This is a genomic window from Stenotrophomonas maltophilia group sp. Smal32, from assembly GCF_030237085.1.
In the GTDB taxonomy this organism is placed as follows: Bacteria; Pseudomonadota; Gammaproteobacteria; order Xanthomonadales; family Xanthomonadaceae; genus Stenotrophomonas; species Stenotrophomonas maltophilia_Q.
Window position 1 is genome coordinate 16,001 of the sequence record NZ_JASJSI010000005.1, and the last position, 23,245, is coordinate 39,245.

At 64.6% G+C, this 23,245-nt stretch carries 39 protein-coding genes and 1 other RNA gene; 8 read left to right on the plus strand and 32 right to left on the minus strand.

The window, feature by feature from the left end:
• Positions 1–142: 142 nt before the first annotated feature.
• From QRO91_RS02080 to QRO91_RS02095, 4 genes are all read left to right on the plus strand, one after another.
• Positions 143–883 (plus strand): C40 family peptidase, encoded by a 741-nt coding sequence (locus QRO91_RS02080; protein ID WP_285310217.1) that lies wholly within the window; start codon positions 143–145, stop codon positions 881–883.
• Complete coding sequence (locus QRO91_RS02085; protein ID WP_197650348.1) at positions 876–1,475, plus strand: tail assembly protein; 600 nt, start codon at positions 876–878, stop codon at positions 1,473–1,475. Before QRO91_RS02080 ends, QRO91_RS02085 begins: the two co-directional genes overlap by 8 nt.
• Positions 1,472–4,945 (plus strand): host specificity protein J, encoded by a 3,474-nt coding sequence (locus QRO91_RS02090; RefSeq protein ID WP_285310218.1) that lies wholly within the window; start codon positions 1,472–1,474, stop codon positions 4,943–4,945. The genes QRO91_RS02085 and QRO91_RS02090 overlap by 4 nt, the downstream gene beginning before the upstream one ends.
• A gap of 296 nt (positions 4,946–5,241) precedes the next feature.
• On the plus strand, positions 5,242–5,979 hold the full coding sequence (locus tag QRO91_RS02095) for a hypothetical protein (RefSeq protein WP_197650347.1): 738 nt from the start codon (positions 5,242–5,244) through the stop codon (positions 5,977–5,979).
• Here the strand turns inward: QRO91_RS02095 and QRO91_RS02100 are convergent.
• Both QRO91_RS02100 and QRO91_RS02105 read right to left on the minus strand, forming a co-directional pair.
• A complete protein-coding gene (locus QRO91_RS02100; RefSeq protein ID WP_197650346.1) occupies positions 5,976–6,407 on the minus strand; it encodes a hypothetical protein in 432 nt (143 codons plus the stop codon). The two genes, QRO91_RS02095 and QRO91_RS02100, sit on opposite strands and share 4 nt — an antisense overlap.
• Positions 6,408–6,511: 104 nt before the next feature.
• Positions 6,512–7,177, minus strand: coding sequence for an SOS response-associated peptidase (locus QRO91_RS02105; protein ID WP_197650372.1), 666 nt, complete (start codon positions 7,175–7,177; stop codon positions 6,512–6,514).
• Positions 7,178–7,320: 143 nt separating this feature from the next.
• On the opposite strand from QRO91_RS02105, the gene QRO91_RS02110 reads away from it, so the two are divergent.
• Entirely contained in the window at positions 7,321–7,749 is a 429-nt protein-coding gene (locus tag QRO91_RS02110) for a BLUF domain-containing protein (RefSeq protein WP_197650345.1), read from the plus strand.
• Positions 7,750–7,840: 91 nt separating this feature from the next.
• Positions 7,841–8,344: a hypothetical protein gene (locus tag QRO91_RS02115; RefSeq protein ID WP_197650371.1), complete on the plus strand. Its 504-nt coding sequence runs from the start codon at positions 7,841–7,843 to the stop codon at positions 8,342–8,344.
• A 3-nt stretch (positions 8,345–8,347) separates the two neighbouring features.
• Here QRO91_RS02115 and QRO91_RS02120 read toward each other — a convergent pair whose 3' ends face one another.
• The 27 genes from QRO91_RS02120 to QRO91_RS02250 all read right to left on the minus strand — a co-directional run bounded on the left by QRO91_RS02120 (position 8,348) and on the right by QRO91_RS02250 (position 21,050).
• Positions 8,348–9,553 carry a phage integrase central domain-containing protein gene (locus QRO91_RS02120; protein ID WP_197650344.1) on the minus strand — a complete coding sequence of 402 codons (1,206 nt, stop codon included), beginning with the start codon at positions 9,551–9,553 and terminating at the stop codon, positions 8,348–8,350.
• A gap of 165 nt (positions 9,554–9,718) precedes the next feature.
• Positions 9,719–10,072, minus strand: a transfer-messenger RNA (tmRNA) gene (ssrA, locus tag QRO91_RS02125).
• Positions 10,073–10,182: 110 nt separating this feature from the next.
• Positions 10,183–10,755, minus strand: coding sequence for a hypothetical protein (locus QRO91_RS02130; protein ID WP_285310219.1), 573 nt, complete (start codon positions 10,753–10,755; stop codon positions 10,183–10,185).
• Positions 10,756–10,794: 39 nt separating this feature from the next.
• On the minus strand, positions 10,795–11,934 hold the full coding sequence (locus tag QRO91_RS02135) for a site-specific integrase (RefSeq protein ID WP_285310220.1): 1,140 nt from the start codon (positions 11,932–11,934) through the stop codon (positions 10,795–10,797).
• Positions 11,931–12,179: an excisionase gene (locus QRO91_RS02140; protein WP_285310221.1), complete on the minus strand. Its 249-nt coding sequence runs from the start codon at positions 12,177–12,179 to the stop codon at positions 11,931–11,933. Before QRO91_RS02140 ends, QRO91_RS02135 begins: the two co-directional genes overlap by 4 nt.
• Positions 12,172–12,402, minus strand: coding sequence for a winged helix-turn-helix domain-containing protein (locus QRO91_RS02145; RefSeq protein WP_285310222.1), 231 nt, complete (start codon positions 12,400–12,402; stop codon positions 12,172–12,174). The genes QRO91_RS02140 and QRO91_RS02145 overlap by 8 nt, the downstream gene beginning before the upstream one ends.
• A complete protein-coding gene (locus QRO91_RS02150) occupies positions 12,395–12,664 on the minus strand; it encodes a hypothetical protein (protein WP_285310223.1) in 270 nt (89 codons plus the stop codon). The genes QRO91_RS02145 and QRO91_RS02150 overlap by 8 nt, the downstream gene beginning before the upstream one ends.
• On the minus strand, positions 12,661–13,221 hold the full coding sequence (locus QRO91_RS02155) for a hypothetical protein (protein WP_285310224.1): 561 nt from the start codon (positions 13,219–13,221) through the stop codon (positions 12,661–12,663). The genes QRO91_RS02150 and QRO91_RS02155 overlap by 4 nt, the downstream gene beginning before the upstream one ends.
• Positions 13,214–13,390: a hypothetical protein gene (locus QRO91_RS02160; RefSeq protein ID WP_285310225.1), complete on the minus strand. Its 177-nt coding sequence runs from the start codon at positions 13,388–13,390 to the stop codon at positions 13,214–13,216. The genes QRO91_RS02155 and QRO91_RS02160 overlap by 8 nt, the downstream gene beginning before the upstream one ends.
• On the minus strand, positions 13,383–13,565 hold the full coding sequence (locus QRO91_RS02165) for a hypothetical protein (protein ID WP_285310226.1): 183 nt from the start codon (positions 13,563–13,565) through the stop codon (positions 13,383–13,385). The genes QRO91_RS02160 and QRO91_RS02165 overlap by 8 nt, the downstream gene beginning before the upstream one ends.
• Positions 13,566–13,655: 90 nt before the next feature.
• A complete protein-coding gene (locus QRO91_RS02170; RefSeq protein ID WP_285310227.1) occupies positions 13,656–14,324 on the minus strand; it encodes a hypothetical protein in 669 nt (222 codons plus the stop codon).
• Complete coding sequence (locus tag QRO91_RS02175) at positions 14,317–15,054, minus strand: hypothetical protein (RefSeq protein WP_285310228.1); 738 nt, start codon at positions 15,052–15,054, stop codon at positions 14,317–14,319. The genes QRO91_RS02170 and QRO91_RS02175 overlap by 8 nt, the downstream gene beginning before the upstream one ends.
• A complete protein-coding gene (locus QRO91_RS02180) occupies positions 15,041–15,349 on the minus strand; it encodes a hypothetical protein (protein WP_285310229.1) in 309 nt (102 codons plus the stop codon). Before QRO91_RS02180 ends, QRO91_RS02175 begins: the two co-directional genes overlap by 14 nt.
• Positions 15,350–15,351: 2 nt before the next feature.
• Entirely contained in the window at positions 15,352–15,609 is a 258-nt protein-coding gene (locus tag QRO91_RS02185; protein ID WP_285310230.1) for a hypothetical protein, read from the minus strand.
• A complete protein-coding gene (locus QRO91_RS02190) occupies positions 15,590–16,312 on the minus strand; it encodes an HNH endonuclease (RefSeq protein ID WP_285310231.1) in 723 nt (240 codons plus the stop codon). Before QRO91_RS02190 ends, QRO91_RS02185 begins: the two co-directional genes overlap by 20 nt.
• A gap of 3 nt (positions 16,313–16,315) precedes the next feature.
• A complete protein-coding gene (locus QRO91_RS02195) occupies positions 16,316–17,032 on the minus strand; it encodes a hypothetical protein (protein WP_285310232.1) in 717 nt (238 codons plus the stop codon).
• Positions 17,029–17,280 (minus strand): hypothetical protein, encoded by a 252-nt coding sequence (locus QRO91_RS02200; RefSeq protein WP_049397828.1) that lies wholly within the window; start codon positions 17,278–17,280, stop codon positions 17,029–17,031. The genes QRO91_RS02195 and QRO91_RS02200 overlap by 4 nt, the downstream gene beginning before the upstream one ends.
• A gap of 7 nt (positions 17,281–17,287) precedes the next feature.
• Positions 17,288–18,190, minus strand: coding sequence for a recombination-associated protein RdgC (locus QRO91_RS02205; protein ID WP_049406977.1), 903 nt, complete (start codon positions 18,188–18,190; stop codon positions 17,288–17,290).
• A complete protein-coding gene (locus QRO91_RS02210) occupies positions 18,190–18,348 on the minus strand; it encodes a hypothetical protein (RefSeq protein WP_160314045.1) in 159 nt (52 codons plus the stop codon). The genes QRO91_RS02205 and QRO91_RS02210 overlap by 1 nt, the downstream gene beginning before the upstream one ends.
• Positions 18,345–18,608, minus strand: coding sequence for a hypothetical protein (locus QRO91_RS02215; protein ID WP_049397826.1), 264 nt, complete (start codon positions 18,606–18,608; stop codon positions 18,345–18,347). The genes QRO91_RS02210 and QRO91_RS02215 overlap by 4 nt, the downstream gene beginning before the upstream one ends.
• Positions 18,605–18,853 (minus strand): hypothetical protein, encoded by a 249-nt coding sequence (locus QRO91_RS02220; RefSeq protein ID WP_049485231.1) that lies wholly within the window; start codon positions 18,851–18,853, stop codon positions 18,605–18,607. The genes QRO91_RS02215 and QRO91_RS02220 overlap by 4 nt, the downstream gene beginning before the upstream one ends.
• Positions 18,850–18,978, minus strand: a complete 129-nt coding sequence (locus QRO91_RS02225; protein WP_263969833.1) for a hypothetical protein — start codon at positions 18,976–18,978, stop codon at positions 18,850–18,852. The genes QRO91_RS02220 and QRO91_RS02225 overlap by 4 nt, the downstream gene beginning before the upstream one ends.
• Positions 18,975–19,274 carry a hypothetical protein gene (locus QRO91_RS02230; RefSeq protein ID WP_151458193.1) on the minus strand — a complete coding sequence of 100 codons (300 nt, stop codon included), beginning with the start codon at positions 19,272–19,274 and terminating at the stop codon, positions 18,975–18,977. Before QRO91_RS02230 ends, QRO91_RS02225 begins: the two co-directional genes overlap by 4 nt.
• The gene (locus tag QRO91_RS02235; protein WP_049397823.1) at positions 19,271–19,702 is read right to left on the minus strand and encodes a helix-turn-helix domain-containing protein; all 432 of its coding nucleotides are present in this window, start codon (positions 19,700–19,702) and stop codon (positions 19,271–19,273) included. The genes QRO91_RS02230 and QRO91_RS02235 overlap by 4 nt, the downstream gene beginning before the upstream one ends.
• Complete coding sequence (locus QRO91_RS02240; protein WP_225792086.1) at positions 19,702–20,193, minus strand: hypothetical protein; 492 nt, start codon at positions 20,191–20,193, stop codon at positions 19,702–19,704. Before QRO91_RS02240 ends, QRO91_RS02235 begins: the two co-directional genes overlap by 1 nt.
• A gap of 116 nt (positions 20,194–20,309) precedes the next feature.
• Entirely contained in the window at positions 20,310–20,654 is a 345-nt protein-coding gene (locus QRO91_RS02245) for a hypothetical protein (protein ID WP_033834770.1), read from the minus strand.
• A gap of 6 nt (positions 20,655–20,660) precedes the next feature.
• Positions 20,661–21,050, minus strand: a complete 390-nt coding sequence (locus QRO91_RS02250) for a helix-turn-helix domain-containing protein (RefSeq protein WP_049442625.1) — start codon at positions 21,048–21,050, stop codon at positions 20,661–20,663.
• A gap of 73 nt (positions 21,051–21,123) precedes the next feature.
• Here QRO91_RS02250 and QRO91_RS02255 point away from each other — a divergent pair, with 73 nt between their 5' ends.
• Both QRO91_RS02255 and QRO91_RS02260 read left to right on the plus strand, forming a co-directional pair.
• On the plus strand, positions 21,124–21,444 hold the full coding sequence (locus QRO91_RS02255; RefSeq protein WP_049397820.1) for a hypothetical protein: 321 nt from the start codon (positions 21,124–21,126) through the stop codon (positions 21,442–21,444).
• Positions 21,444–21,734, plus strand: a complete 291-nt coding sequence (locus QRO91_RS02260; protein WP_049397819.1) for a hypothetical protein — start codon at positions 21,444–21,446, stop codon at positions 21,732–21,734. Before QRO91_RS02255 ends, QRO91_RS02260 begins: the two co-directional genes overlap by 1 nt.
• A gap of 6 nt (positions 21,735–21,740) precedes the next feature.
• Here QRO91_RS02260 and QRO91_RS02265 read toward each other — a convergent pair whose 3' ends face one another.
• From QRO91_RS02265 to QRO91_RS02275, 3 genes are all read right to left on the minus strand, one after another.
• Positions 21,741–21,881 carry a hypothetical protein gene (locus tag QRO91_RS02265; RefSeq protein WP_162838287.1) on the minus strand — a complete coding sequence of 47 codons (141 nt, stop codon included), beginning with the start codon at positions 21,879–21,881 and terminating at the stop codon, positions 21,741–21,743.
• A 325-nt stretch (positions 21,882–22,206) separates the two neighbouring features.
• The gene (locus QRO91_RS02270; protein ID WP_049397818.1) at positions 22,207–22,584 is read right to left on the minus strand and encodes a hypothetical protein; all 378 of its coding nucleotides are present in this window, start codon (positions 22,582–22,584) and stop codon (positions 22,207–22,209) included.
• Between the two features lie 292 nt (positions 22,585–22,876).
• Complete coding sequence (locus QRO91_RS02275) at positions 22,877–23,230, minus strand: hypothetical protein (protein WP_049485234.1); 354 nt, start codon at positions 23,228–23,230, stop codon at positions 22,877–22,879.
• Positions 23,231–23,245: the final 15 nt, after the last annotated feature.

A 23,245-nucleotide genomic window follows, 5' to 3' on the forward strand; every position in this document is an offset into this window, starting at 1 on the left:
GTGGCGAACACGCAGGCTGATGCGTTACTGACCGCAGCGTCATGAAGGAACCGGGAGTCCTTCAATGCCGGGATCATCTCCGGCCGCCACCACTCATCACCCTAGGCCCGCCCAGTGCGGGCCTTTTCTATGGGCGACACCCATGCAACAGACGACTCTGCAGGCCATCCAGGCGCACGCCGTGGCCGAGTACCCGCGCGAGTGCTGCGGCCTGATCGTGGCCGCCCGCGACGGGGAGACGTACATCCCGTGCCGCAATGTGGCGACCACACCCTGCGAGCACTTCCGGCTGCGAGCAGAGGACTTCGCCGACGCCGAGGACGTGGGCGAGGTGCTGGCCGTCGTGCACAGCCATCCGAACGCCCCCGCCACAGCTTCGGACGCAGACCGCGTCATGTGCGAGGCCAGCGGACTGCCATGGCACATCGTTAGCGTTGGTCAGGTCACCGGTGCCGGCCCTGAGTGCGGCGACCTGCAGACCATCGAGCCGTGCGGCTACGAGGCGCCGCTGGTGGGCCGGCAGTTCGCTCACGGCCAGTTGGACTGCTACAGCCTGGTGCGCGACTTCTACGCGCGCGAGCTTGGCATCCAGCTCAGCCAGTACGAGCGCGAGGACGACTGGTGGGAGAAGGGCCAGGACCTTTACAGCCTGGACCGGCTGCGCGCCGAGGGCTTTGACCTGATTGAGGGTGAGCCGCAGCGCGGTGACATCGTACTGATGCAGATCCGTTCGCCCGTCCCGAACCACGCCGGTGTCTACCTCGGCGATGGCCAGCTGCTCCATCACATGCACGGCCGCCTGTCGGAGGTGATCACCTACGGCGGCATGTGGGCTGAGCGTACCCGTTACATCGTCCGCCACAAGGAGGCAGCCCATGTCTGAGCGCCTGCGCACCATCCGCCTGTACGGTCAGTTGGGCAGCCGCTTCGGGCGCTCCTTCCGGCTGGCAGTGAATAGCCCTGCCGAGGCCGTGCGCGCGCTGTGTGCGGTCCTGCCGGGCTTCGAGCGCTATCTCCATGGCGCCCAGCGGAATGGCATGGCCTTCGCTGTCTTCATCGGCAGGCAGAACCTCTCCAAGGAGCAGCTGCAGGACCCACCGGGAAATGAAGACATCCGCATCGCGCCGGTGCTGCTTGGTAGCAAGCGAGGCGGTGTGCTGCAGACCATCCTCGGGGTTGTCCTGATCGTCGTCGGCATCTACGGGAACATTGCTGGTGGCTGGGGACAGCCGTTCATCAATGCCGGCGTGGGTATGGTCATTGGTGGCGTTGCTCAGATGCTGGGGCCGCAGCCGAAAGGCCTGGGCTCCCAAGATAGTGCCGAGAACCGACCGAGCTACAGCATGAACGGCACCGTCAATACCCAAGCGCAGGGCAATCCTGTGCCGGTCGCCTACGGCGGCCACGACCAGAAGGGAATGCTCACCGGCAGCGCGGTAATCAGCGGCGGCATCATGGCGGAGGATCAGCTTTGATCCTGCCAGTCCAAACTCCCATCGCCCGTGGGCTGCAGCTGGCCGGCGCTGGCGGCAAGAGCGGCAGCAACGGACGCACGCCGGTGGAGACCCCGGACAGCCTGCACTCGATGGCCGTGGCCAGGATCATCGACCTCGTCAGCGAGGGCGAGATCCGTGGCTTGGTGGCCGGCAACCAGTCGATCTACCTGAACCAGGTTCCCATCCAGAACCCGGACGGCGGGCTGAACTTTGCTGGCGTCACCGTCGACACTAGATCAGGGACACAGGATCAGGTTTACATCCCGGGGTTTCCCTCGGTCGAAAACGAGATCGCTGTGAACGTGGAGCTGCGCAGCGACCAACCGGTCGTGCGTACTGTCAGCGGTTCGGACCTGTCGGCCGTGCGCATCCGTCTCGCCGTCCCCGCGCTGCAGAAGGTGGATGAGGAGAACGGCGACCGAAACGGCTACTCGATCAGCTACGCCGTGGATCTGTCTGTCGACGGTGGCGCGTACACCACCGTGCTCAACGATGCGATCACCGGCAAGACCACGACGCAGTATGAGCGCAGCCGTCGAATTGACTTGCCGGCCGGCTCGCAGTGGCAGGTTCGCATTCGCCGGCTGACCCCGAACAAGAACAACTCGCTGATCTCGGACACGGTGAACGTGCTTTCGATGACCGAGATCATCGACGTGAAGCTTCGCTATCCCAACAGCGCGCTATGTGCGGTGCAGGTCGATGCGAGCCAGTTCCAGAACATCCCGTCGCGGTCCTACCGGGTATGGGGGCGGATCATCCGCGTGCCCACCAACTACGACCCCATCGCCCGCACCTACAGTGGCGTGTGGGACGGCACCTTCAAGTCGGCATGGACGAACAACCCAGCCTGGGTGTTCTTCGACATCGTTACCAACGACCGGTTCGGCCTCGGAAACCGCATCCCGCTGGACTGGGTGGACAAGTGGCGGCTGTACCAGATCGCCCAATATTGCGATCAGTTGGTGAGCGACGGCATGGGCGGCCAGGAGCCGCGATTCACCTGCAGCCTGTACCTGCAGAGCAGGGCGGACGCCTACAAGGTGCTGCAGGACATGGCTGGCATGTTCCGCGGCATCAGCTTCTACGCCGCTGGCCAGGTCATGGCCTCCGCCGACATGCCCAAGGACCCTGGCGCGACCTATAGCCAGGCCAACGTGATCGATGGCCGCTTCCACTACGAAGGTAGCGGCCGGAAGGCGCGCCACACCGTCGCGCTGGTGTCGTGGACCGATCCGGACGACTTCGGCCGGCAGAAGGTGGAGGTCGTTCAGCACATGGACGCCATCGCGCGCTACGGCGTTAACCAGACCGAGGTCACGGCGATCGGCTGTCATTCGCGTGCGCAGGCGCAGCGGGTGGGCAACCACATCCTGTACACGGAGAACCTGGAGACCGAAACCGTCAGCTTCTCGGTAGGCTTGGACGCGCTCAACTGCATGCCGGGCGACGTCATCCAGGTGGCAGATCCGAACCGGGCAGGGCGCCGGAACGCGGGACGCATCCGTGCCGCAGGCGCCAGTAGCCTCACGCTGGACCTGGTTCCCGAGACCATGGCCGTGGGCGACACCTTGCGCGCCACTCTGCCGAATGGACGCACGGAAGGCCGGACCATCAACGGCGTCGACGCCGCCACGGGAGTGGTCACCGTCTCGGCACCGTGGTCGGCTATCCCGGTGCCGCAGTCGGTGTGGGCCACCGAATCCAGCGACCTGGTGCTGCAGCTGTTCCGGGTGATCGCCACCACTGAAGGCGAGGAACTGACCTACAACATCACTGCGCTGAAGCACGTCCCGGGCAAATATGCGGCGATCGACGATGGCACGCGGCTGGAGCTTCCGCCGATCAGCATCATCCCGCCGAGCGTTCAGCCGCCGCCGACCAACGTGGCCCTGTCCTCGCACGTGGTGATCGAGCAGGGCATCGCCACACCGACGCTGACCATCCAGTGGGACCCGGCAGACAAGGCCATTGCGTACGACGTGGAGTGGCGCCGCGACGACCTTAACTGGGTGCGCCAGGGGCGGGTGGCCACCACCAGCATCGAGGTGCCCGGGATCTACGCTGGCCAGTACCTCGCGCGAGTGAGGGCGGTGAATGCGCTCAATGCCGTTTCGCTTCCGGCGGTGAGCCCACTCACGACCATCGCAGGCAAGACCGAGCCGCCGCCGGCGGTGACCTCGCTGACTGCCACGTCCATTGTGTTCGGCATCCGACTGGCGTGGTCGTTCCCGCCTGGGGCGACCGACACCCAGCGCACTGAGATCTGGCGCAGCACCGGCCCGAATCGCGAGACGGCCACGAAGCTGGGCGACTATGCGTACCCGCAGAACCGTCTAGAACTGGACGGCTTGGCCGCCGGTGCGCGGTTCTACTTCTGGGCAAGGCTGGTTGACCGCAGTGGCAACATTGGCCCGTGGTATCCGGCGGGCGCTGGAGTGATGGGCGAGGCCAGCACCAACCAGTCGGACTACGACGCCTATTTCTCGGGACGGATAACGGAGAGTGCGCTTGGTCAGGATCTGCTGACCAAGATCGAGAGCATCGACCAGATCGTGCCACTGATCTGGGAGGCCGGCGCCACGTACGAGGCCGGCGACACAGTAGTGCACAACGGCAAGATCTGGCTGTGGAACGACAACGCGCCGGGCAATGAGGAGCCGCCGGGCACGAAGTGGAAGGACGTAGGTGTGGCGGTCGCGCAGGCCGGTGCTTTGGTGGGTCGGGTCGATCAGCTGGAGCTGGATGTGACGGAGGTGGACGGCAAGATCACCGCGGTTGGCCAGCAGGTGAATGGCCTGGTTGCACAGTACAGCGCAGAGCATGCAGGTGACGAAGACTGGAACGCTGGTGAGGAAACGTCCTTAGCCGGAACCATAACTACGTTGTCAGTCATTGCCACCGGCGATTACGCGCTATCGCGGCGTATCGATACCACGGAAGCATCGGTGGGACAGACCAATGCGCTCGTCCAACAGACTTCTCAGGCCGTGATCGATATGAACGGCCGGATCAGCGCCTCATGGACCCTGAAGCTTCAGGTGGCGGCCAATGGCCGGTACTACGCTGCCGGCATGGGCATCGGCATCGAGAACCAGCCCGACGGCAGCTACCAGAGCCAGATCCTGTTCCAGGCCGACCGGTTTGCGGTGATCAATCTGGCCAACAACAACGTGACCGCGCCATTCGTCATTCAGGGCGGACAGACCTTCATCAACCAGGCCCTGATCGGCACCGGATGGATCCAGAACGCGATGATCGGGGATGTGATCCAGTCGACGGCGGTCGGTGCTGGCGGACAGCCGCGGTGGAAGCTGGACAAGAACGCATCGCTGACGATGCGAGGCGTGAATGCCAACGGGGGATACATGGAGCTGACAGATAGCGCGCTGCGATTCTGGAACAGCGCTGGCAATGTTGCATTGGTCGAACTTGGGGAGCTCCTGTGATGGCGGTTGGATTGAGGCAACGCGATCCAGCCGGGAACATCTTGGTCGACATCACTACGCGATTGCCACGGATCATGAGGCGCCAGCAGCTCAGCGCGGGTGTTAGCGGATCGGTGAGTGTTCCGGCCAGTGGCAGCAATCCGATCTTCTACTGGTTCAACGCGTCTACGTCTGAGCCAGATTACAACGCGTCACCGCGGTTCAGCGACGACGGCAACACGATTACGTGGACCTATTCGTCGGCCAATCCACTGTTTAACCGGTCCGGGGTGCTCGTCTATGGAAGGTACTGACCAATGACAATCGGAGCGCGCATCCGCAATGACGGCGGATCACTCATCCAGATCGACCCGGGCTGGGAGTGTCTGGGGATGAAGGCAGGTCCATTCGTCGTCCAGGCAAACGCCTACACCGTTCCTGGTATCGGCGGTAAGACGATTGGCAGGGCCGTGATTCAGGTTGCCGGCTGCAACGAGCCCATTCTGGCGGTCAACTGCTCCGGCGCGCTTGTTGGCGTGGTGAGCAAGAGCCAGTCGGGTTCCAACTACGAGTGGGTGATCAACACCGACGTCGTCGGGGCAAGCGTCACCTACTGGGTGTTCGACACCACTGACGTGGCTCAAATGCAGTTCATCACTACGAAGGGGCTCAGGATCCGGAATCCGGCCAACAATCGGGTGATCTTCGACTCCCGCTATAAGTACATGCGGGTCCTGCAAATGGTGAACACCCTTGCCGGCACCGGGACCGTGGACATTCCAATCCCGCTCACATCTGGCTATGCGGTAGGTATCTGCAACACGGGGCTCTACACCCGCGTGGACGGCGGACCGATCAGCGGCGGTGGCGGTTGGCGCACCCAGACGGTGGGTTACGTCGTAGGCGTACGGACCAATTCCAATGGAACCATCAGCGTCGGGCTGATCAACACTCGCAGCGCGACGGATGAAGGGCCGGGGCCGCCGTACCCGCCGACCGGCCAGATGGGCTACAACAACCTGACCGGCCTGATCCTGGACATGCGGAACTACTAGCGAACGACGCGAGGCCGCTTGCTGGCGCCGTCCTGGTACTTCACCGACCAGGGCGTGATCAGATAGCCAGGGCGCTGCCAGTTCACCAGCGAGAATTGGTTCTCTCGCACGTCGGTGGCTGTGCCATTCACCAGGACATACGGCTTGCCAGTCTTCGGCAGGCCGCAGTCGCTGACATAGCCGTCGGTCTTCAGCTGCACGCTGAAGATGCCTGCATTCTGTTCGATCTGCCCGCAAACCGTTGCGCGGGCAGTATTGGACGATTCCAAGGCGTGTGGGGCAATGCGGACCACGAAGTCGTCGAGACTCTCGCCGGCGACGGACGACTCCCGATGCAGTTCGACAGTGCGCCCGTGTATCACGCCCGGCGCGGTGCTGCAGCCGGCGACCAGTGCTGCGGCAATGGTGGTGGCAAGCAGTACGCGCATGACGCTCTCCCTGTGTTGTGCTGCGAACAGGGTCGAGATTACGCCCAAACCGGGGCATGCGCCTTACATAAAACCGTTCGCGTTTGGCCAGGGCGAACGTGGTCTCACGACACCTGCTGCAGCAGATCCTCGCGGTTATTCCGAGGCGTGTTGACGGCGCGGCTGACCCGGTAGGCCTCCATCGCCGGCGGCTCGCTGGCCAGCAGCATGGCCATGGCATCGTCGGGGCTGGCGGCCATCCACTCATCGAGCTGGCCGGCATGCAGCCACACCGGCATGCGGTCGTGGATGTCAGCTGAGACGCCGCTGCTGTCGCCGGTGATGATGGTGAAGGTGCCCAAGTTGCCGTCGGGCAGCAGCGGGCTGGTGTCCTCCCACAGGCCAGCGGCGAGCAACGGCTGGGCCGCATGGATGAACCATGGATCCTTCTTGCCGTCCTCGGGGCTGACGGACCATTCGTAGTAGCCGGCCATGGGGATCACGCAGCGACGCTTCTTGAACGCCGACCGGAAGGCGGGCTTGGTGGCCACCGTCTCGATCCGGGCGTTGATGGTTGATCCCTGCAGGCCCTTGGCCTTGGCCCAGAAGGGCAGCAGGCCCCACGCCATCCGGGTGACCTGCCGGCCTTCGCCGCGGTCCAGGATCACCGATGCGCGCTGCGTGGGAGCCAGGTTGTAGCTGGGCTGGATCTCGGCCAAGCCAGGGGCAAGGTCAGCCAGCCCCGGCTGGCCGAAGTCGATCACGGGGAGCTGGACGAATCTGCCGCACATGGCCGGAGAGTAGTCCGGCCGGCCGTGCCCGGCGCGTGTAGGCCAGCGGGAGCCAAACTGTGACGGCATCCCATGGGTCAGCACGCGTCGTGAACATATGTAGGCATAGGCTTCACAGTCTGTAGAGGATGGCGGAGCCGGCTGTGCCAAATCGAGCGGTGGTGTTTGTGAGTGAAGCGATGCCAAGGCTCGACAGTGCTCACCTTGTTGGGCTGATGGCGGACGCGAGGCGGTTCAACCGGGATGCAGGGGTCACTGGCGTGACCCTCTTCGATGGCAGGCGGTTCTTGGCGTACATGGAAGGCCCACCAGATGGCTTAGATGTGGCCTTCTCCAGGGCCGCGGGCTCAACCAGCCACATTGAACTGATCGAGCTGGCCCGGGGGCGGGTGGGGCAGCGTCGGCTTCCATACTGGCCGATGCGTTTGGTCCCCGTATCGCCTGGAGAGCTTTTGATGCTGGTTCGTGCTGACTGGACCGGCTTCCTCCAGCGTGGAGCCGAGCGCACGCCGCCAGCGACAGCCATGGAGATGCTGGTTGCGCTGGTCGAACCATTCGCCGAGGCTGCCTGAGCAGCGGCGCGCCGATACCGAACCCGAACGATTCACAGAGGTGGCGGCCCTGTTCGCAGGATTTGCGACGGCGGCTCGTATCCTTCCGGCCATGTATTCCTCTCACGGCTTCCGCACCGCCCCGATCCCCGCTGGCTGGGTCCAGACCGGTGAACGCTGGGCGCTCTGGTACAACGGCCGCGAGACGGCCAGCGTCACGTCCGATGGCGGTCCAGGGGTGCGCCTCTGGATGGAAGGCCAGAAGATGTGGGACGTAAAGGAAGTGCGGGCCGCCAACGTTCGGCAGGCAAAGCGCTACGGGGAGCGCTGGTGCGCCGTCAGGTTGTACCCCGATCTTCCTTTGCGCGAGGCCGTTGCCCGGCTGACTGACACCACGCCGATCCAGCCGGCACCGCCACTGCCGGGCCTGCCGCCGACCCGCGAGCAGCAGCAACAGGCCCGGCGCCTGGCCGAGGCTGGGGCGAAGGAGGTCGAGCGGATCAAGGCAGCACTCGAACCGCGCAAACCGCCGGCAGAGACAAAGCCCCGAGCGAGGGACATCCGCAGCAAGGCATGGGTGAGGGCAGGTCTGGAGCAGATGCGGCGGGGCGTGTAGGCGTCATCCGGCCCGCAGCTTCACCACGTTGCCATCGCGCAGGCCATCGAGGTAATCCGACCAGACCTGCATCATCCGCACGCGCTCCTGCAGGTGCGATGTGCGGTTGTAGGCCCGACCGTTGGGATCCTTTACCGCGTGAGCAAGCTGGTGCTCGATGATGTCCGGGCGGAAGTGCAGGACCTCGTCCAGAATGGTGCGAGCCGTCGCGCGGAAGCCGTGGCCGGTCATCATCGTGCGGTCGTAACCCATGTTGCGCAGCGCTGCGGTAACGGCGTTCTCCGACATCGGGCGTTTGGGGTCGCGGGCGCCAGAGAACACCCACTTGTGCCGGCCGGTGATCGGCTTGATGTCCTCCAGGATCTGCAGCGCCTGCCTGGACAGCGGCACCAGGTGCGCAGCGCGCATCTTCATCTTGTTGGCAGGGATGGTCCACACGGCCGCGTCGAGGTCGAATTCCTCCCATTCCGCATGCCGCAGTTCTCCAGGACGCAGGAACACCAGCGGCGCCAGCCGCAGCGCCGCCCGGGTGATGGCAGATCCGCTGTATGCCTCGATGGAGCGCAGCAGGCCACCTAGCTGCACAGGGTCGGTAATCGCTGCGTGGTGGGCCTCCTTCGGCGGCGCGAGCGCTCCCTTCAGGTCGGCAACAGGGTTCCGCTCGGCCCGGCCAGTGGCCACGGCGTACCGCATGATCTGGCCGCAGTTCTGCATGATCCGGTGCGCGGATTCGATCGCGCCGCGGTCCTCGATGCGCCGGGCTACCCGAAGGAAGTCGGGAGCGGTGAGTTCACCTGCGGAACGCGACCCAATCCACGGGAAGACGTCGTTCTTCATCCAGGCTTCGACCTTCTCCGCATAGCTGGGCACCCAGGGGCGTGTGGCCAGCCACTCATTGGCGATTGTCTCGAAACTGTCCGAGCCGAGGGCGGAATGGGCGAGGGCAGCAGCCTTCTTCTGCGCGCCCGGGTCGACGCCTCGGGCCAGTAGCCTGCGGGCTTCGTCGCGGGCCTCGCGGGCGCGAGCCAAGGAGACATCCGGGTACAGGCCGATGGACAGCAGCTTCTCCTTGCCGGCGATGCGGTACTTCCAGCGCCAGCTGCGTGCGCCAGTCGGGGTGAGGTAGAGGTACAGGCCGCCGCCGTCGGTGATCTTCTGCGGCTTCTCGCTGGGCTTGGCGCGCCTGATGGCTGCGTCGGTCAGAGGCATTGGGGGTATCGCTTCAGTGGGTGCGGTGGGATACCCCTTGATATACCCCCACCGTCTCGTGGATTGAAACGGATTGCACCGGTCTGCTGCGGACAATAAAAAAGCCCGGAAACCCTTGTGATGCGGGGGGTTCCGGGCTTCTCCGGTCCTTTACGAACCGCTCGTTGGTGGAGGTGGGCGGAATTGAACCGCCGTCCGAAGGCACTCCATCCCCAGCACTACATGCTTAGCTCGCCGTTAGATCTCGTCCCCGAACAGCACGGCGTGCAAAGCGCATCCGGGAACCAGCCTGTTGTGTTCTAGTGCCGGACTGACAGGCAGCCACCCAGCGCGATTCCATGATAGTGACTCTACACCGCGAGCATGGACACAAGCGGTTTCGAGGCTTAGGCCTTAAGCGGCCAGAGCGTAGTTGTCGTCGTTGGCAACTAGAGTTTTGCAGCTGGATTTACGAGGAAAGCTACCCCCTCGGCATGCGCCAGGCGACTTCACAACCCCCGTCGAAACCAATGCACCCCCGGTTTCTTCAAGTGCTGCAAGGCTTTGGGGTCCAAAGCTGACCAAAAGCTGGCAAAGGACCCTGCCCAACGACGCGAATACTACGGCAATCTTCCTGAACAGTCACGCGGTCAGTCGCCGTCAACCGGTGGACCATCCCCGAGCTCAGGATGATCGTTCAGATAGGTAACCACGTCGTCACTAAAGAACTGGCCACGGTAATAGGTGTGGGAGGCGTTAAGAGCGACGAGCTCGCTGAGATGCCTGCGAGTGGAAACGCGGTTGATGATGAATTGTCGTTGGATCAACAACAGCTTGTCGTGTGGTTCCGCTGCCACGTCAATTAGGCGCCCTGGCGGCGCATCTGGTAGAGGGATGTCGCAAGGGGTCTTGTCGCTATTGATCTCCACAAGGCGATCAAAATGAGCCGCTGTCGCGTCGGTGCTCATGATGTACTCCCCACCCTCCATCACCCCTCGGAATTCGAACGTTCCGAGTGGACCGACATGCTCAATCATAGATACATGCCCCTCTTCGTGAAGGCGGCCGCGAACCAAGCCGCCGCTACGACCGTCTACGATCCAACCTGACAAGAAGTCGGAGGTGAAGTCCTCCGGGGAACGGATGAATAGCGTATCCCTGTCCGCATCGGCATCTGTCTTGGAGGCGGCGTCGGCATCCGTGCTTTTCGGTTCGTCGTTCATTCGCTTCCACATGTCGTTCAGGAAGCTCAGGATAGCCCACTAAGTTGTGGACACCTCGCCCCAAACCGCAGCAGCCTTAGCGCCCGCATCGGGGACCATCGAGGGGATCCAGCGGCCGTACTTCTTCGCCGTGATCGTCCAGTCCCGGTGCCCCATCTGCCGGGCAACCCACATGACGTTCTCGCCGGCGCTGAGCGCCTGGGAGGCGAAGGTGTGGCGCATCTGATACGGGTACCGGTACCGGACGCCAGCCTTGCGCAGCGCGCGCTGCCATTCGCCGGCGCGGATGCTCTGATCCGACCCCCAGCGCGCGTTGGTGCGGGGATCGTGGAAGACGAACTCGCCGGCGGTGCCAGTGAAGGCACGCTGCGCCTTCAGGGCGTCGATCGCCGGCTGCAGCAGCTGCACCTCGCGGACACCCGACTCGGTCTTCGGCGCCTTCATCTGCCCCATCACCCAGGCGCGGCGGATCTTCACCTTGCCGCTGCGGAAATCGATGTCCGACCAGCACAGACCGATCATCTCCGAGGTGCGCAGGCCCGTGGCGAAATTGAACTGGCAGTAATTGCGCACCTGGTCATCGCGGCACGCGGCCAGAATGGCCTGCACCTCGAGCGGGGTGAACGGATCCACCTCTTCGCGGGCATTGGCCTTTGCGCGCCGCTTCACCTTGAACCCGTCGAGCGGGTTGGTGGCGATCAGGTCGTCGGCCACCGCCTCGTCCAGGGCGCCGCGCAGGGGACCCAGCACGTTGTTGATGCGCTTGGCTGAGGTCGACTCGTCAAAGGTGGCCACCAGGTCCTTTACCGCCAGGCGGTCGAAGTCGCGCAGGGTGATCGCGCCGCAGCGCGGCACCAGGATGTTGTTCACGATTCGGCGGTACCCGATCATGCTGCTGTGCTCGAGCTCGGGCTCTTTGAGCGCCAGCCAGCGTTGCAGCACCTGCTCCAGTGTGTCCAAGGCGGCCGGCTTGGCCACCACCTGCACCGCCCGCTTGCTGTCGGGGAAGTGGGCAGCGTAGTCGAAGGTGCCTTTCTCGATCTCGATCTTGATCTGGCCCAGCAGGTTTTCGCAGTACCGCAAGTTCCGCGGTGTGGGGGCCAGCTTGATGCGCTCCCGGCAGCGCTTGCCGCGGTACCGGAAATCGATCTCGATGCTGACCTTGGTGATCGGCCTCACCCCGCCTTGCCGTGCATTACCCACTTTTCGTACCCCTCCAAATCGATCAGGTTTCTTCCATCTGGCGCCTTGTGGAACACCGCGCCCTCCAGCCAGTCGCCACGCTTGATCTTCGAGTTGACCGCGTCGACCGTGTAGCCGGTCAGCGTCTCGAACTGCTTGAGCGTGACGAATCGCACCGGGCGCAGGTTCGCGGGGGATGTGGTCCTCGACAACCCTCGCGCTGAAGGGGCTTGGTTACTCATGGGACACCGCCTGCAGGCTCCATAGGACCGATGGGCGCTCGTCGGGCCCGTGAAAGGGCGCGCGCTGCACTCGGCCGGTCTTGGCCAGCTGGTGCAGGTAGCTGCTGACCCTGCTCGAAGGCAGCTGCAGCTCGGCGGCCAGCTCGCCGGCCAGGCTTGGCCCTTCCTGCAGCAGCTGCAGTATCCGGGTGGCAGTGCCGTCGGCAGTGCCTGTATCAGCCATGGTCTACCTCAGCTGCTGCTGGGTGGCCCGGGCAACCGGTACCGCTGTAGTCAAAGCCCTCGCAGAGAGCGAGCGGGATGACCCTGCGGCCATTGGCCAAGTGGTCGGTCAGCACCCTGCGAGCCTCTGCTGCAGTCACCGGCTCTCCGGGCGGGTTGCGCTGGAAAAGCCCCTCCAGATCCTGGTCGGTCATGCTCGTCAGTGCGCCGGCGACGTCCAGGTGCACGTGGTAGCGCACGGGAAGGCGGTCACAACTATTCATGCGTCGGGCTCCTGGTGTTCGGTGCTGCGCTCGGCGGCATTCAAGGCGGCGCGCCGCTGGGCGAAGCCGCGGCAGGCGCTGATGGTGTTGCCGTGCTTGTCGACGGCTTCGTGGCAGAAGAAGGGGCGCTCGCCCGGGGTGGAGCAGTAGTCGGCGTCCTCCGTGGTGGGGAGGCACTGGTTGGCCACGGTGCCGGCGCGGAACGCACAGCCACCGCAGAGCGGGCCAGGGTCGATGCCGGCGGCCAGCACGATGCCGTTGAGGGCGCCTAGGGTGCTGGGCATGTTGATGCGCTCTGCCTCGTGCGGCCACACGTGGCCCTGCAGCACCAGCAGGTCCGTGGCCTGCTCGCGGGCGTTGTAGGCGACCTGGTTGGCTAGGCCAATGAACTCGCCGAACAGATCTACCATCGCGACGTTGCCAATCTGCTCGGCCAAGCGCCGCAGCGCCGGCCTACGGAGATCCATGGGGACCGCGGCGATCGCGCGCAGCTCCCTGGCCAGGTCGGGGTGGATGTTGTGGTCCGTGGCGTCGGCGCACGCTGAGGTGTCAGCCATTCGGCTTCTCCTTCGCAACTGCGATCATGTGCGTGGATCCCATGATCTGAACGCTCTTGACGTACCGATCGCCGGCGCAGACCACCACATAGTCGTTCACGAGGATCCGCTCCTGCAGGACCATGCCCGTAGCGGGGTCGGTGACCGTTACCTTGATGGGGTCAGCCATTGGGCGTGTCTCCTGGGCCGAAGAACACTGCCAGGGCGAGATAGATCGACTGGCCTTGCTCATGGGTCATGTCGATGCACAGACCGCAGCCGAGCAGCTGCAGATCGAAAGCAACTGTGTTCTCGATGGTCAGCTGACCTTCCTCGCCGGTGATGTCGATCGCGACCTCAGCCATGGTCTGCCTCCTGCGGCAGCGGCGGCAGCTGATCCCCAAGCCTCACCCTCCCACCGGCCTGCACGTCCGCCAGGGTCGTCTTGTCGTTGCTCATGCGTCGATCCTCTTGAAGCTGATGACCCACACCCAGGGGTTGCTGTTCCAGTCGCCGCCGGTGCTGTCCCACAGCGCGCTGAAGGCAATACGCTCGTCGCCCGAGTCCAGGTCGCGAATGGGGGTGTCCTGCTCGCCAGCCCACTCCATGGCGCCCTCGGCAAGGGCATCGGCAGGACTGATCGCCTGCAGCCGCTCGACGCGCACGTCGGTGATCTCCAGCACCAGTCGACAGGCCCAGCGCGGCATGTGGATCGATGGCAGATTGCCGCGCGCTGCAGCGTCGGGCAGGTACCAACTGTCCGGGACAGGATTTTGTGACCAGGTGTGGAGCACCCACTCGCCGTCGGCGGAGAAGGTCACGCCGACGCTGTCGCAGTCGCAGCTATCCATCGCGCAGCTATGCACGGTCTGCGGCCGCCATGTTTCCCGAACCCACAGCCAGTCGCCAGGCCGGCCGAAGGGGCACCGGAAGCCGGTGGTCATTTCCTGACTGCCCGCGATGCGAAACTCGCCGGCATTGGAGAAGGCGCGGGCCTGGCTGAAATCTGGATTGCAGCCAAGGCGCCAAGGGATGCCCTTGATCGCGCGCCGTGTCTGCGTTTTCTGGCCTGCCAGGATGGCGCGCACCATGGCGCCATTGAACAGGATGGGCCGCTCACGCATGGGCAGCCTCCGCCAGCGGCGCCGGCGCGCCAATGTCGCTGGGCAGGCCAGTCGGCTCGGCAGCACCTGCGGCATCGTCGTGGGCACGGATCGCACGGGCGATCGCGTACAGGCGCCAGAGGAAGTGGAAGGTGTACTGCTGCAGGGACGATGCGTATTCCCAGGCGTCGGTGATCCGGAAGTCGCTGTAGTCCGGGTCGGTCGGCCTGAAGTCCGACATGGCACTGATCGCGTTGCTCAGGGCATCGTGATCCTCCGAGTCGTTCAGCACTTCGAGCTCGAGCTCCTGCCACAGCCGGGCCACCCATTCCGAAGTCGTGTCCGGATCCACCAGGTCTTCGGGATCCACGCGTTCCTCGACGTATTCCTTGAACAGGCGGGTCACCAGGTCGCGGAAGAGGCGCGCGCTGAATTCCTGCTTCGCGCCGTCGTTGGCCACACACTTTTCGGCCCAGTAGCCGTCGTTCACGAACAGGCCACCGGCCTTCTCATGCTCCGCCGGTTTGGCACGGAAGAACTCGAACATGTCGTGGAGGCGATTGAAAACGGCGGTGCCCATGTCGCCGGAGATCGCCAAGTGCCCGGGCCAGGTGACGATGTCGAATCCGTAGCAGTAGGTGCCAGGGCGCCGGAACTGCAGGTGGCGGTACACGCCGTCGTCGACCACGATCCGCAGCTCATGGGTGGCCGTATCGGCAAGGAAGCGGGGGAGGACGTCACTGCGGTTCATGGTTATCTCCGGACTGTGCGGGGGAGGGCTGGGCAGCCTTGAGGGCGGTTTGCCAGGCAGGCACTGGGCTGTCCTCGGCGTCGAGCAGCTGCAACAGGCCCGGGCGGTGGCCCGTGACGATGCGTCCGCCGGCCTTCAGCACCAGGAGAACCTGCGACTTTTTCGCGAGCGGATCTTGGCGGGGCAGATGACGGACGTTGGTGACCTTGCCGGCCACGATCTCTGCAACGGCAGTGTGGTCAGGGCCTGCGGCAATTTCGCAGGCGAAGGCCGGCGCGGGTCGCTTGGCAGCCATCGTCAGCGCCTCGGGCTCTGCGGCAGCGAGGGGATCTGTTGCGGCTCGGCAACCGCTGCTGTGAGGTTCCCGGTTTCATGCGCCAGCCGGATTGCATCGAGCTCGACCTTCACCGCACCGATATAGGTGGTGGCCACGATGGTGGTGGCCTTGGCGCGCTCGATGACCTGGCCCATCTGCTCTGCACTCAGGTCGTCGTCGCCCAGGCGTTCGAGCATGGCCACCAGGTGATCGCGTACATCACTGACCTTGTTCTTCATCTTCTTGCTCCTTGATTCGCCTCCTGACCCGGCGGGTGATTCGCGCCTTCAGGTGGACCAGTTCTTTCAGTTCCGGAGGGAACCGGTTGTGGTAGCTGTTGCGCCGCATGTTCTCGGCGAGGGTGACGGTCTCGAGGCGATCAGCAGTGATCTCCGCGGCGACCAGCGTCTTCAGACCCGGCCGGAACACCACGATGTGTCCCTCCGGTACCGGGCCGTTTGCCGCCTCCCAGACCATCACGTGCACCGGTCGCCAGCGATTGACCGGGAACAGGGCTGGGTCGTCTGTGACCTTGCGCATCAGCACCTTCCGTTTCGGATCGACCTTCTCGGTCCCGATCGGCACGTAGTTGCGCGCCTCGCTGGCCGGCCGACCCTTCTTGAACTGGGTTTCCCGCATCCGGCCTGCATACCAACCCGGTCGGCGCAGCCCCTTGTTCGCCGGCGTGGCCCCGGGCTTGATGCGTGAGGCAATCGATCCCGGTTCCTGCGTCCCGTTCCAGAGCGCGGCGAGCGGCTGTGTGTGGAAATCGTCTGACTTCTGCAGGCCGAGCACCGCTGCCCGTCGATACACCGCGGTCTTGGGCCTTTTCAGCACATGGGCGATCAGAAAGGCGGGGAACCGCGGCCAGTTCAGCCGCAGCGTCTCGTCCTCGTCGGCTGTCCAGGGCCGGCGCGCGTTGGGGTGTGACGTGCGTGCCATGGATCACGGGTACCACCCGGAACGGCCTGGAGCGTGGGCATGCTGCCGCGCGCGCTGGCGAACCGCTTCCTTCCGAAAGTAGGCCCGGTGCTCGATCTTCTGCCCACGGACGCGGAAGCCCCAGCTGCAGGCGCGCGGCGGCAGGGTCAGCACCAGCGTCCAGGTGCCTTCGTGCTGCAGGTCCTCGGCCAGCGCAATGCGATGCCAGCCCTCAGCACGGCGGAACAGCAGCTGGCCAGCGCCATACCAGGTCGACGAGTACGGTTCCTCGGCGATCGCGGACGGCACCGCGTCCGGTACCGCCGGCAGCGGCCCGTCGAAGGGCCGGTGCTCGAAGTACCCGCCGCGCAGGATCAGGCTGAAGAAGGACCAAGGGTGGTCGTGGAAGACGCCGCCTTGGTCGCTGCTGCGGATGTGATGAAGGCGCAGGGCCAGCCAGGGGCGGGGCTGGCCGCGGTCGTCGACGCCGGCGCGGCCAATGCGCAGCAGCCAGAAGCGATCCATGTACGGCGTGCCGTCCGCGTTGACCAGGTGGAAGTACGGCGTGCGGGCCCCACGCTGTATCAGTGCGGTGGCAAGGCGATCCAGGAGGCGGCGCCCCAACGTGCGCGGCGCCGCCTGCAGATCAATGTAGTTGCCGCAGCGGCCGCACGACTCCATATCCGGCCAGTCACGGGCGCACCCGAACAGGGCGCAGATGAAGGCGCGCAAGCGGCTCACGGCCGCTCACCCTTGTGGATCGGGGTCAGCCCGCTGGATGCGTTCAGGGTGCCAGCCTGGATCTGGCGCATGCGGCGGGCGCGCTCGGCACGGCCGCCGCCGGCCGGTGCCCAGGTGGTGCGGTGTCGTTGCGGCATGCGGCGCACAGGTGCTGCGGGTGCTACGGGGTGCGCCCGCGGCTGGCTCAGCAGGCTGGCCAAGAGCATGTTGAGGAATGGACGGTGGCTGGTCACGAGGATCGAATGCATTGGGGCCTCAGGCGTAGGTGGTGAGGTGGAATTGCTCGCGGACCAGGTCGTACAGCCGGCCGACCTCGGCGATCTGCAGAGCGAAGCGGGCATCGAGCTCGGCGCGCCGGCCGTCTTCGTCCCCGTACTGCAGCTGCTCGACGGCACCGTCCAAGAAGCGGAGCTTTCGGACGATCAGGTCGTCGCCAAGAACGAAGGACAGGTGGTCCTCCAGCACCAGGGCGAGCTTGGTGACCTGCTTGCCGGTCTCCAGGTGGAGATCGACCTCGTCGCAGCGCAGTTCGTGGTGCTGGCAGCGGACGATGGCGCCGCCTTCGACCGGGTCGCGAAGCTCGCATTCCTCGCCCAGGCTGAGGCCTTCGGGCAAGGACTCGCCGGCGAGCCAGCCGGTCAAGATCGCCCGCGGCGACACCTCAGCGTTCAGGGGGAGGGCGGGGAAGCTACCGACCACGTTGCGCAACTGGCTCATGGCGCTCTCGCCGGTCTTGCGGCTGCTGGTGTCGACGAACACGACACCGCGCTGGTGGTCCAGGTAGAGATCCGTGCGGGTAGGGCGGATGAAGGCCCGCGGCAGCAGCTCGTGCAGCAGATCGTCCTTGATGCGCTTCCGCTCGCGGCCGCCGGGGCGGCGCCCCTCTTTTTCTTCGATCTCCAGCAGCTTGAGTTCGAGCAGGTTGCTCACCACGGCCGGCGGCAGGATCTTGTCTTCGGCGCCGATGGCCATCCACACGCAGCGGCCGATCTCGTGCGACAGCAGCTCCTTCTCTTCGCGGCCGAATGGCGAAATGAAGCCGGCGGAGCACATTTCCAGCGGGCCTACCGGTTTCAGGGCGCTCGCCTGCAGGCCGTCCTGCCAGTCGAACATCTGCAGCTGCGGATAGGTGAACATCGTGAGGTTGCGGAAGAACATCAGGTGTCTCCGGTCTGTTCAGAAGTGACGCTGCTGCCTTCGGGCAGCTCGGAAAGGCCCAGGGTGTAGAGCGCGTCGTCGATCGCGGCCGATTCGGATTCGGCGTTGACGCTGTGCGGTCTGGCCACGCCCGGGATGTGGACGTGGAAGAGCCTCATGGTCGGCAGGCCTCGGCGATGCGCTGGAACTTCCGGGCCCAGGTGGCCAGGTCCGGCTTCAGTCCTGCGCTCCAGGCGATCTGGAAGATCGAGCCGAAGCGGATCCGCAGCGCGCGCCACTGGTCCGGTGGTGCGATACACACCGCGCGCTGGTAGCGCTGCACGCGCGCTGCGGCAGTGATCGCCGGCGGCATGCGGTCCAGGTCGTGCTGCACGATGGCGTCGACGCCATGGCCTAGGAGGTGCAGGTCTGTCGTCATGACATCGCCCTCCCGTGCACTACCCAGAGCAGGTCGGCCAGTGCCGGCGGCACGGGGGACATGGCGCGCGCCTCGTAGAAGGCGGCTTCGATGATCTGCTCGAAGGTGCGGCCGTCAGGGGCGCGCGCGGTCTCGCCTTCAACCTTCAGGAGGCGGGCAAGGTAGTCCTTGCTGGCGGAGCCCAGATTCCCGACCAGGTCATCGAGGTCGATCTCCGCGTCGACGGTCATGGTCACCGAGTTCATGACAGCACCGCCCGGGATCCAAGCGTTGCCACGACACCCAGCACGAAGCCCGCCGCGCCGCCGATGGCCAGGACTCGCCGGAACAGCACGGCGGTGGCCTCCGCAATGATCTCTTCCGTCCTCATGCGGCACCGCCTTGGGCGTGTTCGGCGAGGAAGGCCTGCAGCTTCGGCACCAGGGCATCGGGTATGTCGAAGGATGCCGACCCGACCCACAGGGCTGCAGAGGGAAAGGTATCGCCGTCAGCCGGATCCACTCGCGGCAGCTGGCCGGGGACCGCGGTTGCGAAGGCAATTCCGCGGTGATTCCTGTTCTTGCCGACGAAGGTGTAGAGCGACATGCACCAGCTTCCGTCAGGATTTCGGGTGAGGCCGAGGTTCGCGCCGAAGCATTTGGCGGTGAATTCAACTTGGGCGCTCATGCAGCACCGCCTTGGGGCATCACGAAGCGGTAGCCGCGCAGGCGGATGGTCTCGATTGCGTGCTTATGGCCAGCAGCTGAGAGCTTGCGGCGCACGCGCGAGACCAGCACCTGAAGGACGTTGGACTCGCGCGACGGCGGCTTGCTGTCTGGGTACATCGCCGCATGCAGCGCATCGATTTCCACGAGGCGATCGGGGGTCGCGACAAGGGCCTTCATCACGACGGCCTCGGTGCGGCTCAGCTTGATGGCCTTGCCGGCGATCAGCAGGCGCTGGCGCGCGACGACCGCCATGGCGCCTTCGGCGTTAGGGCCTGCAGCTGCGGCGCAGCTGCTGCAAAGGTCGGCCCCGGCCCAGGAGCAACCACCGGGGCAGGCCTGCAGCTCAGTGCAGCTGCAGACGCGGCAGTGACGTTCGGTGGCGGCCATCAGTGCACCTCCACGAAAGCCAGGTCATAGATGACGCACCGCGCCCGGGCCACCACGGGGGAGGTGGCTTTTTCCGTCGACAGGGGGACGACGGTATTGGCCCGGGCGCAGGCGTCGGGGGAAACGGAGTAGGTGCCGGCGACAACCGCGTCGACGGCATCGAGCGCAAGCTGCCAGCGGTAGGGAGAGAAGTCCTTGGCCAGCGCGGCGGACACGCCGGCGGCGCAGTCCGGCACACGGCCGGTGTCGTTGAAGCCGTTGAGCATCGCCTGGGCAATGGTGGTGCGCAGGCCCCAGTCGTTCTCGCTGGCCAGGGTATAGACCTCCAGCGCCGCGCAGATGCGCGGGCTGGTGATCACCAGTGCAGCTGGTGCCCGGACGGCCTGGCCGGGTTCGTCTGTGGAAGGGGACGATGGGGAGAAGAGTGCGCCAAGGCCGGTGGCCCCGAGAGCCCCCAGTGCCAGGTACAGCGACGAAGACAGTGCAGACATGTGCTCAACCATCCGTGCTTGGGATGGCTAGCAACATAGTGATAGATCATCCGTCAGTCAAGCACTAAAATGATAGATTGATGTGATGTGATGCTAAGCAGCTGATTGATCGAGCTTTAGTGGTTGGTCAGCCGCATCACTTCGAGGGACAGACCGGGCGTGATCTGGCCGCCTGCCGCGGTGCGTAGGTCAAACATGGCGTCGGCGAAGTGCTCGGCGCGGACTCGGTCACTTTGCATAGCGCAGGTCCAGAACACTGCGAGTTTCAGCAGTGCCGCATCAAATTCGGACTGAACGAGCTGCTGTTGAAAGCGTTCTTTGACGAGCTTGTTGGCGTGGTCACGCCAATGGGATGGAAGGTTGAAGGTAACCACGCGTGTATGACGATGGATGAACACATCCGCGCCCGTCTGCATTGTCACAACGCCCGCCGCACTGCCAAGAAAGTCGAGTATTCCCATGGCTGCTCATGTCCCTGTGTTCTTGATCGGAACGGTCGCGGGAACCTGGGCATAGCGAACTTCAGCATCCGCCACCCGCAGAATTGTTCGGCGCCCCTCTGCTGGCACGGTGGCGAAAGCGTCCACCAGGCGCTCGATTTCCTCGTCCATGAGGTTGTCCAGCGTGATGTCCTGAACCAGCAGCTTCCAAGGGGTGATTTTGAAAGCGTCGGCAAGCTTGTCGACGGTCGAAGATGTCGGGTTCTTGGAGGCGCCGTCCGGGCTCAGGAGCCCCGACAGGAGAGTTTGCGCAACCCCGGCTTTGCGGCCGAGTTCGGCCTGCGAGAGGTTCAGGTGCTTCATCAATCGGCGCACATTGGCGGCGATGACATCTGCACTCGAGGGACGTTTAGCCATACCTACCATGCTAGTGATGGCTGAACGCTCTTCGATGCTTGATTGCCTAGCATTAGAATGATAGGTTGGTGTCATGGACGCCGATACCCTCTTGCATCAAACCGTGGTGCGCCTGCGTGCGCATGAAGGGAAGTACGCCGAGATCGCCCGGCAGAGCCCGGACATCGGCTATTCGTGGCTGACGAAGCTGGCGCACGGGCAGATCACGAATCCGACGATTGCCAGCCTTCAGCAGCTGATCGAGGCGCTGAACGCTTTCGAGGGCCTGGAGCGGGGCGGCCTGGCCGAAGTGGTGGCGCAGGCGGATCCGGTTATGGATCCGGTTATGGAACGGCGCGCCGAACCGAGCGGCGATGTGGACGCCGGCCGCATCGTGCCGCTGGAGACAGCCTGATGGACACGCGAAGCCTTGCCAATCCTCAGGATGGGGAGCTCAACGGGCATCAGGCTCTCGTTGGGCGGGTCGTCTTGGCCGACTGGGTGGACTCCCACCGGGCCGATGGGTGGCATCACGGCGACGTGGATGCCTCGCCGCTGGCCTGCCGGTCGGCAGGTCTGCTGGTCGCTGCATCGGCCGAGGCGGTGGTGGTGGCTGGTAGCTGGTCCAGGGAAAAGGAACCTCAGCGCTGCGGCGCTATGACGATTCCGACCAAGGCCCTCATTGCGCTGAGGGCCTTGGAATGACGCTGATTACTTCTTCTTCGGCTTGTTCGGGGCCTGGGTCAGCGCGGATGCCGCGACCGACTTCACTGCCTTCGATGAGCTCGGATTGCTCAACAGCTTGGACGCAGTGGTTGCGACCTTCTTGCCGGTCTGTTCGTTCTTTGCCATTTCGACGTTCCTTGAACTGTGCGGTGGATTCCGCACGGCCAATGGTAGCCATTGCTGGGCATACGTGGGGAGGCCGCTATGGTCGCTGAGACCCCTCGGGGCAGCCGTTGGCCCCTGCACCTTCCGGATCGCCTCAACCCCCGGGTCTGGCTCCGCAACTGGCTGAACAAGCAGACCGTAATGGAAACAGCCGCGGCAGAGGAGCGCCACCAGGCCGTCCTTGCCCGCATCCGCGCTCGAGCGCAGCGCGAGGCGGCGGACAGGACTCGCCTGTCGGAGGAAATCACCGCTTCCCAGCAACGCTTTGACCAGTCGCTTGCAGGTATCAGCGACTGTGCTGTCGGGGAAGCGATGCTTGCGGGGCAACTTCGAGAGCTGCTTTCTCGAACTTCGCCTCATAGCGGGGAGTCGCACCTGCGCCCAGAGCTCGGTCCTGGCGCCAGCGCAGCTCCAGCGCCGTCTGTACGCGATCCCGGGTCCGTTGATCGCTTGATTCCAGGAGAAGAGGGATGACGGTTTCCATTACCGCAGTCTTTCCACGCGCGCCATCCAAAAGCCACACCAGTCGCTCGATGACTTTTGCGTGGTCGGCTTGGATCCGCTCTAGGTCGTGGATTCGAATGTTCAGCGCTTCGCGCTGCTTTTCCTGTTCCCCCAGCAGTTCGTGCAGCTGGTCTATGCGGACGTCAGCTGGCAATGCCATGGCGCTTCTCCGGTTCGTGGTTGGTGGTGTGGAAATCCCAGCCTACCAGCCGGAGGGCGCCGCCTCTTGGAGTAAATGCTGATGGCCCGTCGACACCTCAGCAATCCTCGCGAAGGGGAGGATCGAGGCCACGGCCGGGATCGCAGGGAGCTGCGCGCGCTGCGGCAGAGGGTCCGCGAGCTGGAGGCCCAGGTCGCGTTCTACCAACAATTCGACACCGAGCCGTTTGACACCGCGATGGCCCAAGTCCATGCAGGCATCGCGGCACTGGAAGACCAGGGTTTGCAGCTGCTTACTCAGCGGCGGGCTCTAGCCGAATGTCAGGAAATACTGAACGCGCGGCCGCCGCAAACTCTTCAAGGAATTCGGGATCCCGGTTCTTCGCGTCCCACACCTCGTATGCGACTTGCAGCTTTGCTTGCGCATATTGACGCGTGGCTGCGTCGGCGTGCGCCAGGAGGGACTCGATGATGGCGCGCTGGGCAGCCCACATGCCGTCCTTCTTCTGCTCGCTCAGGTACAGGTCCTTGAACGCGATGTTGATGGCTTCGGTGACGTCCGTCAAAGAAGCAACGATCTGCGAGTTCTGGGTCTGCAGCGCGATAACGGCCCTCTCGAGGGTGTCCAAGCGAGTGCTCGCTTCCATGGTGATCTCCGTGGT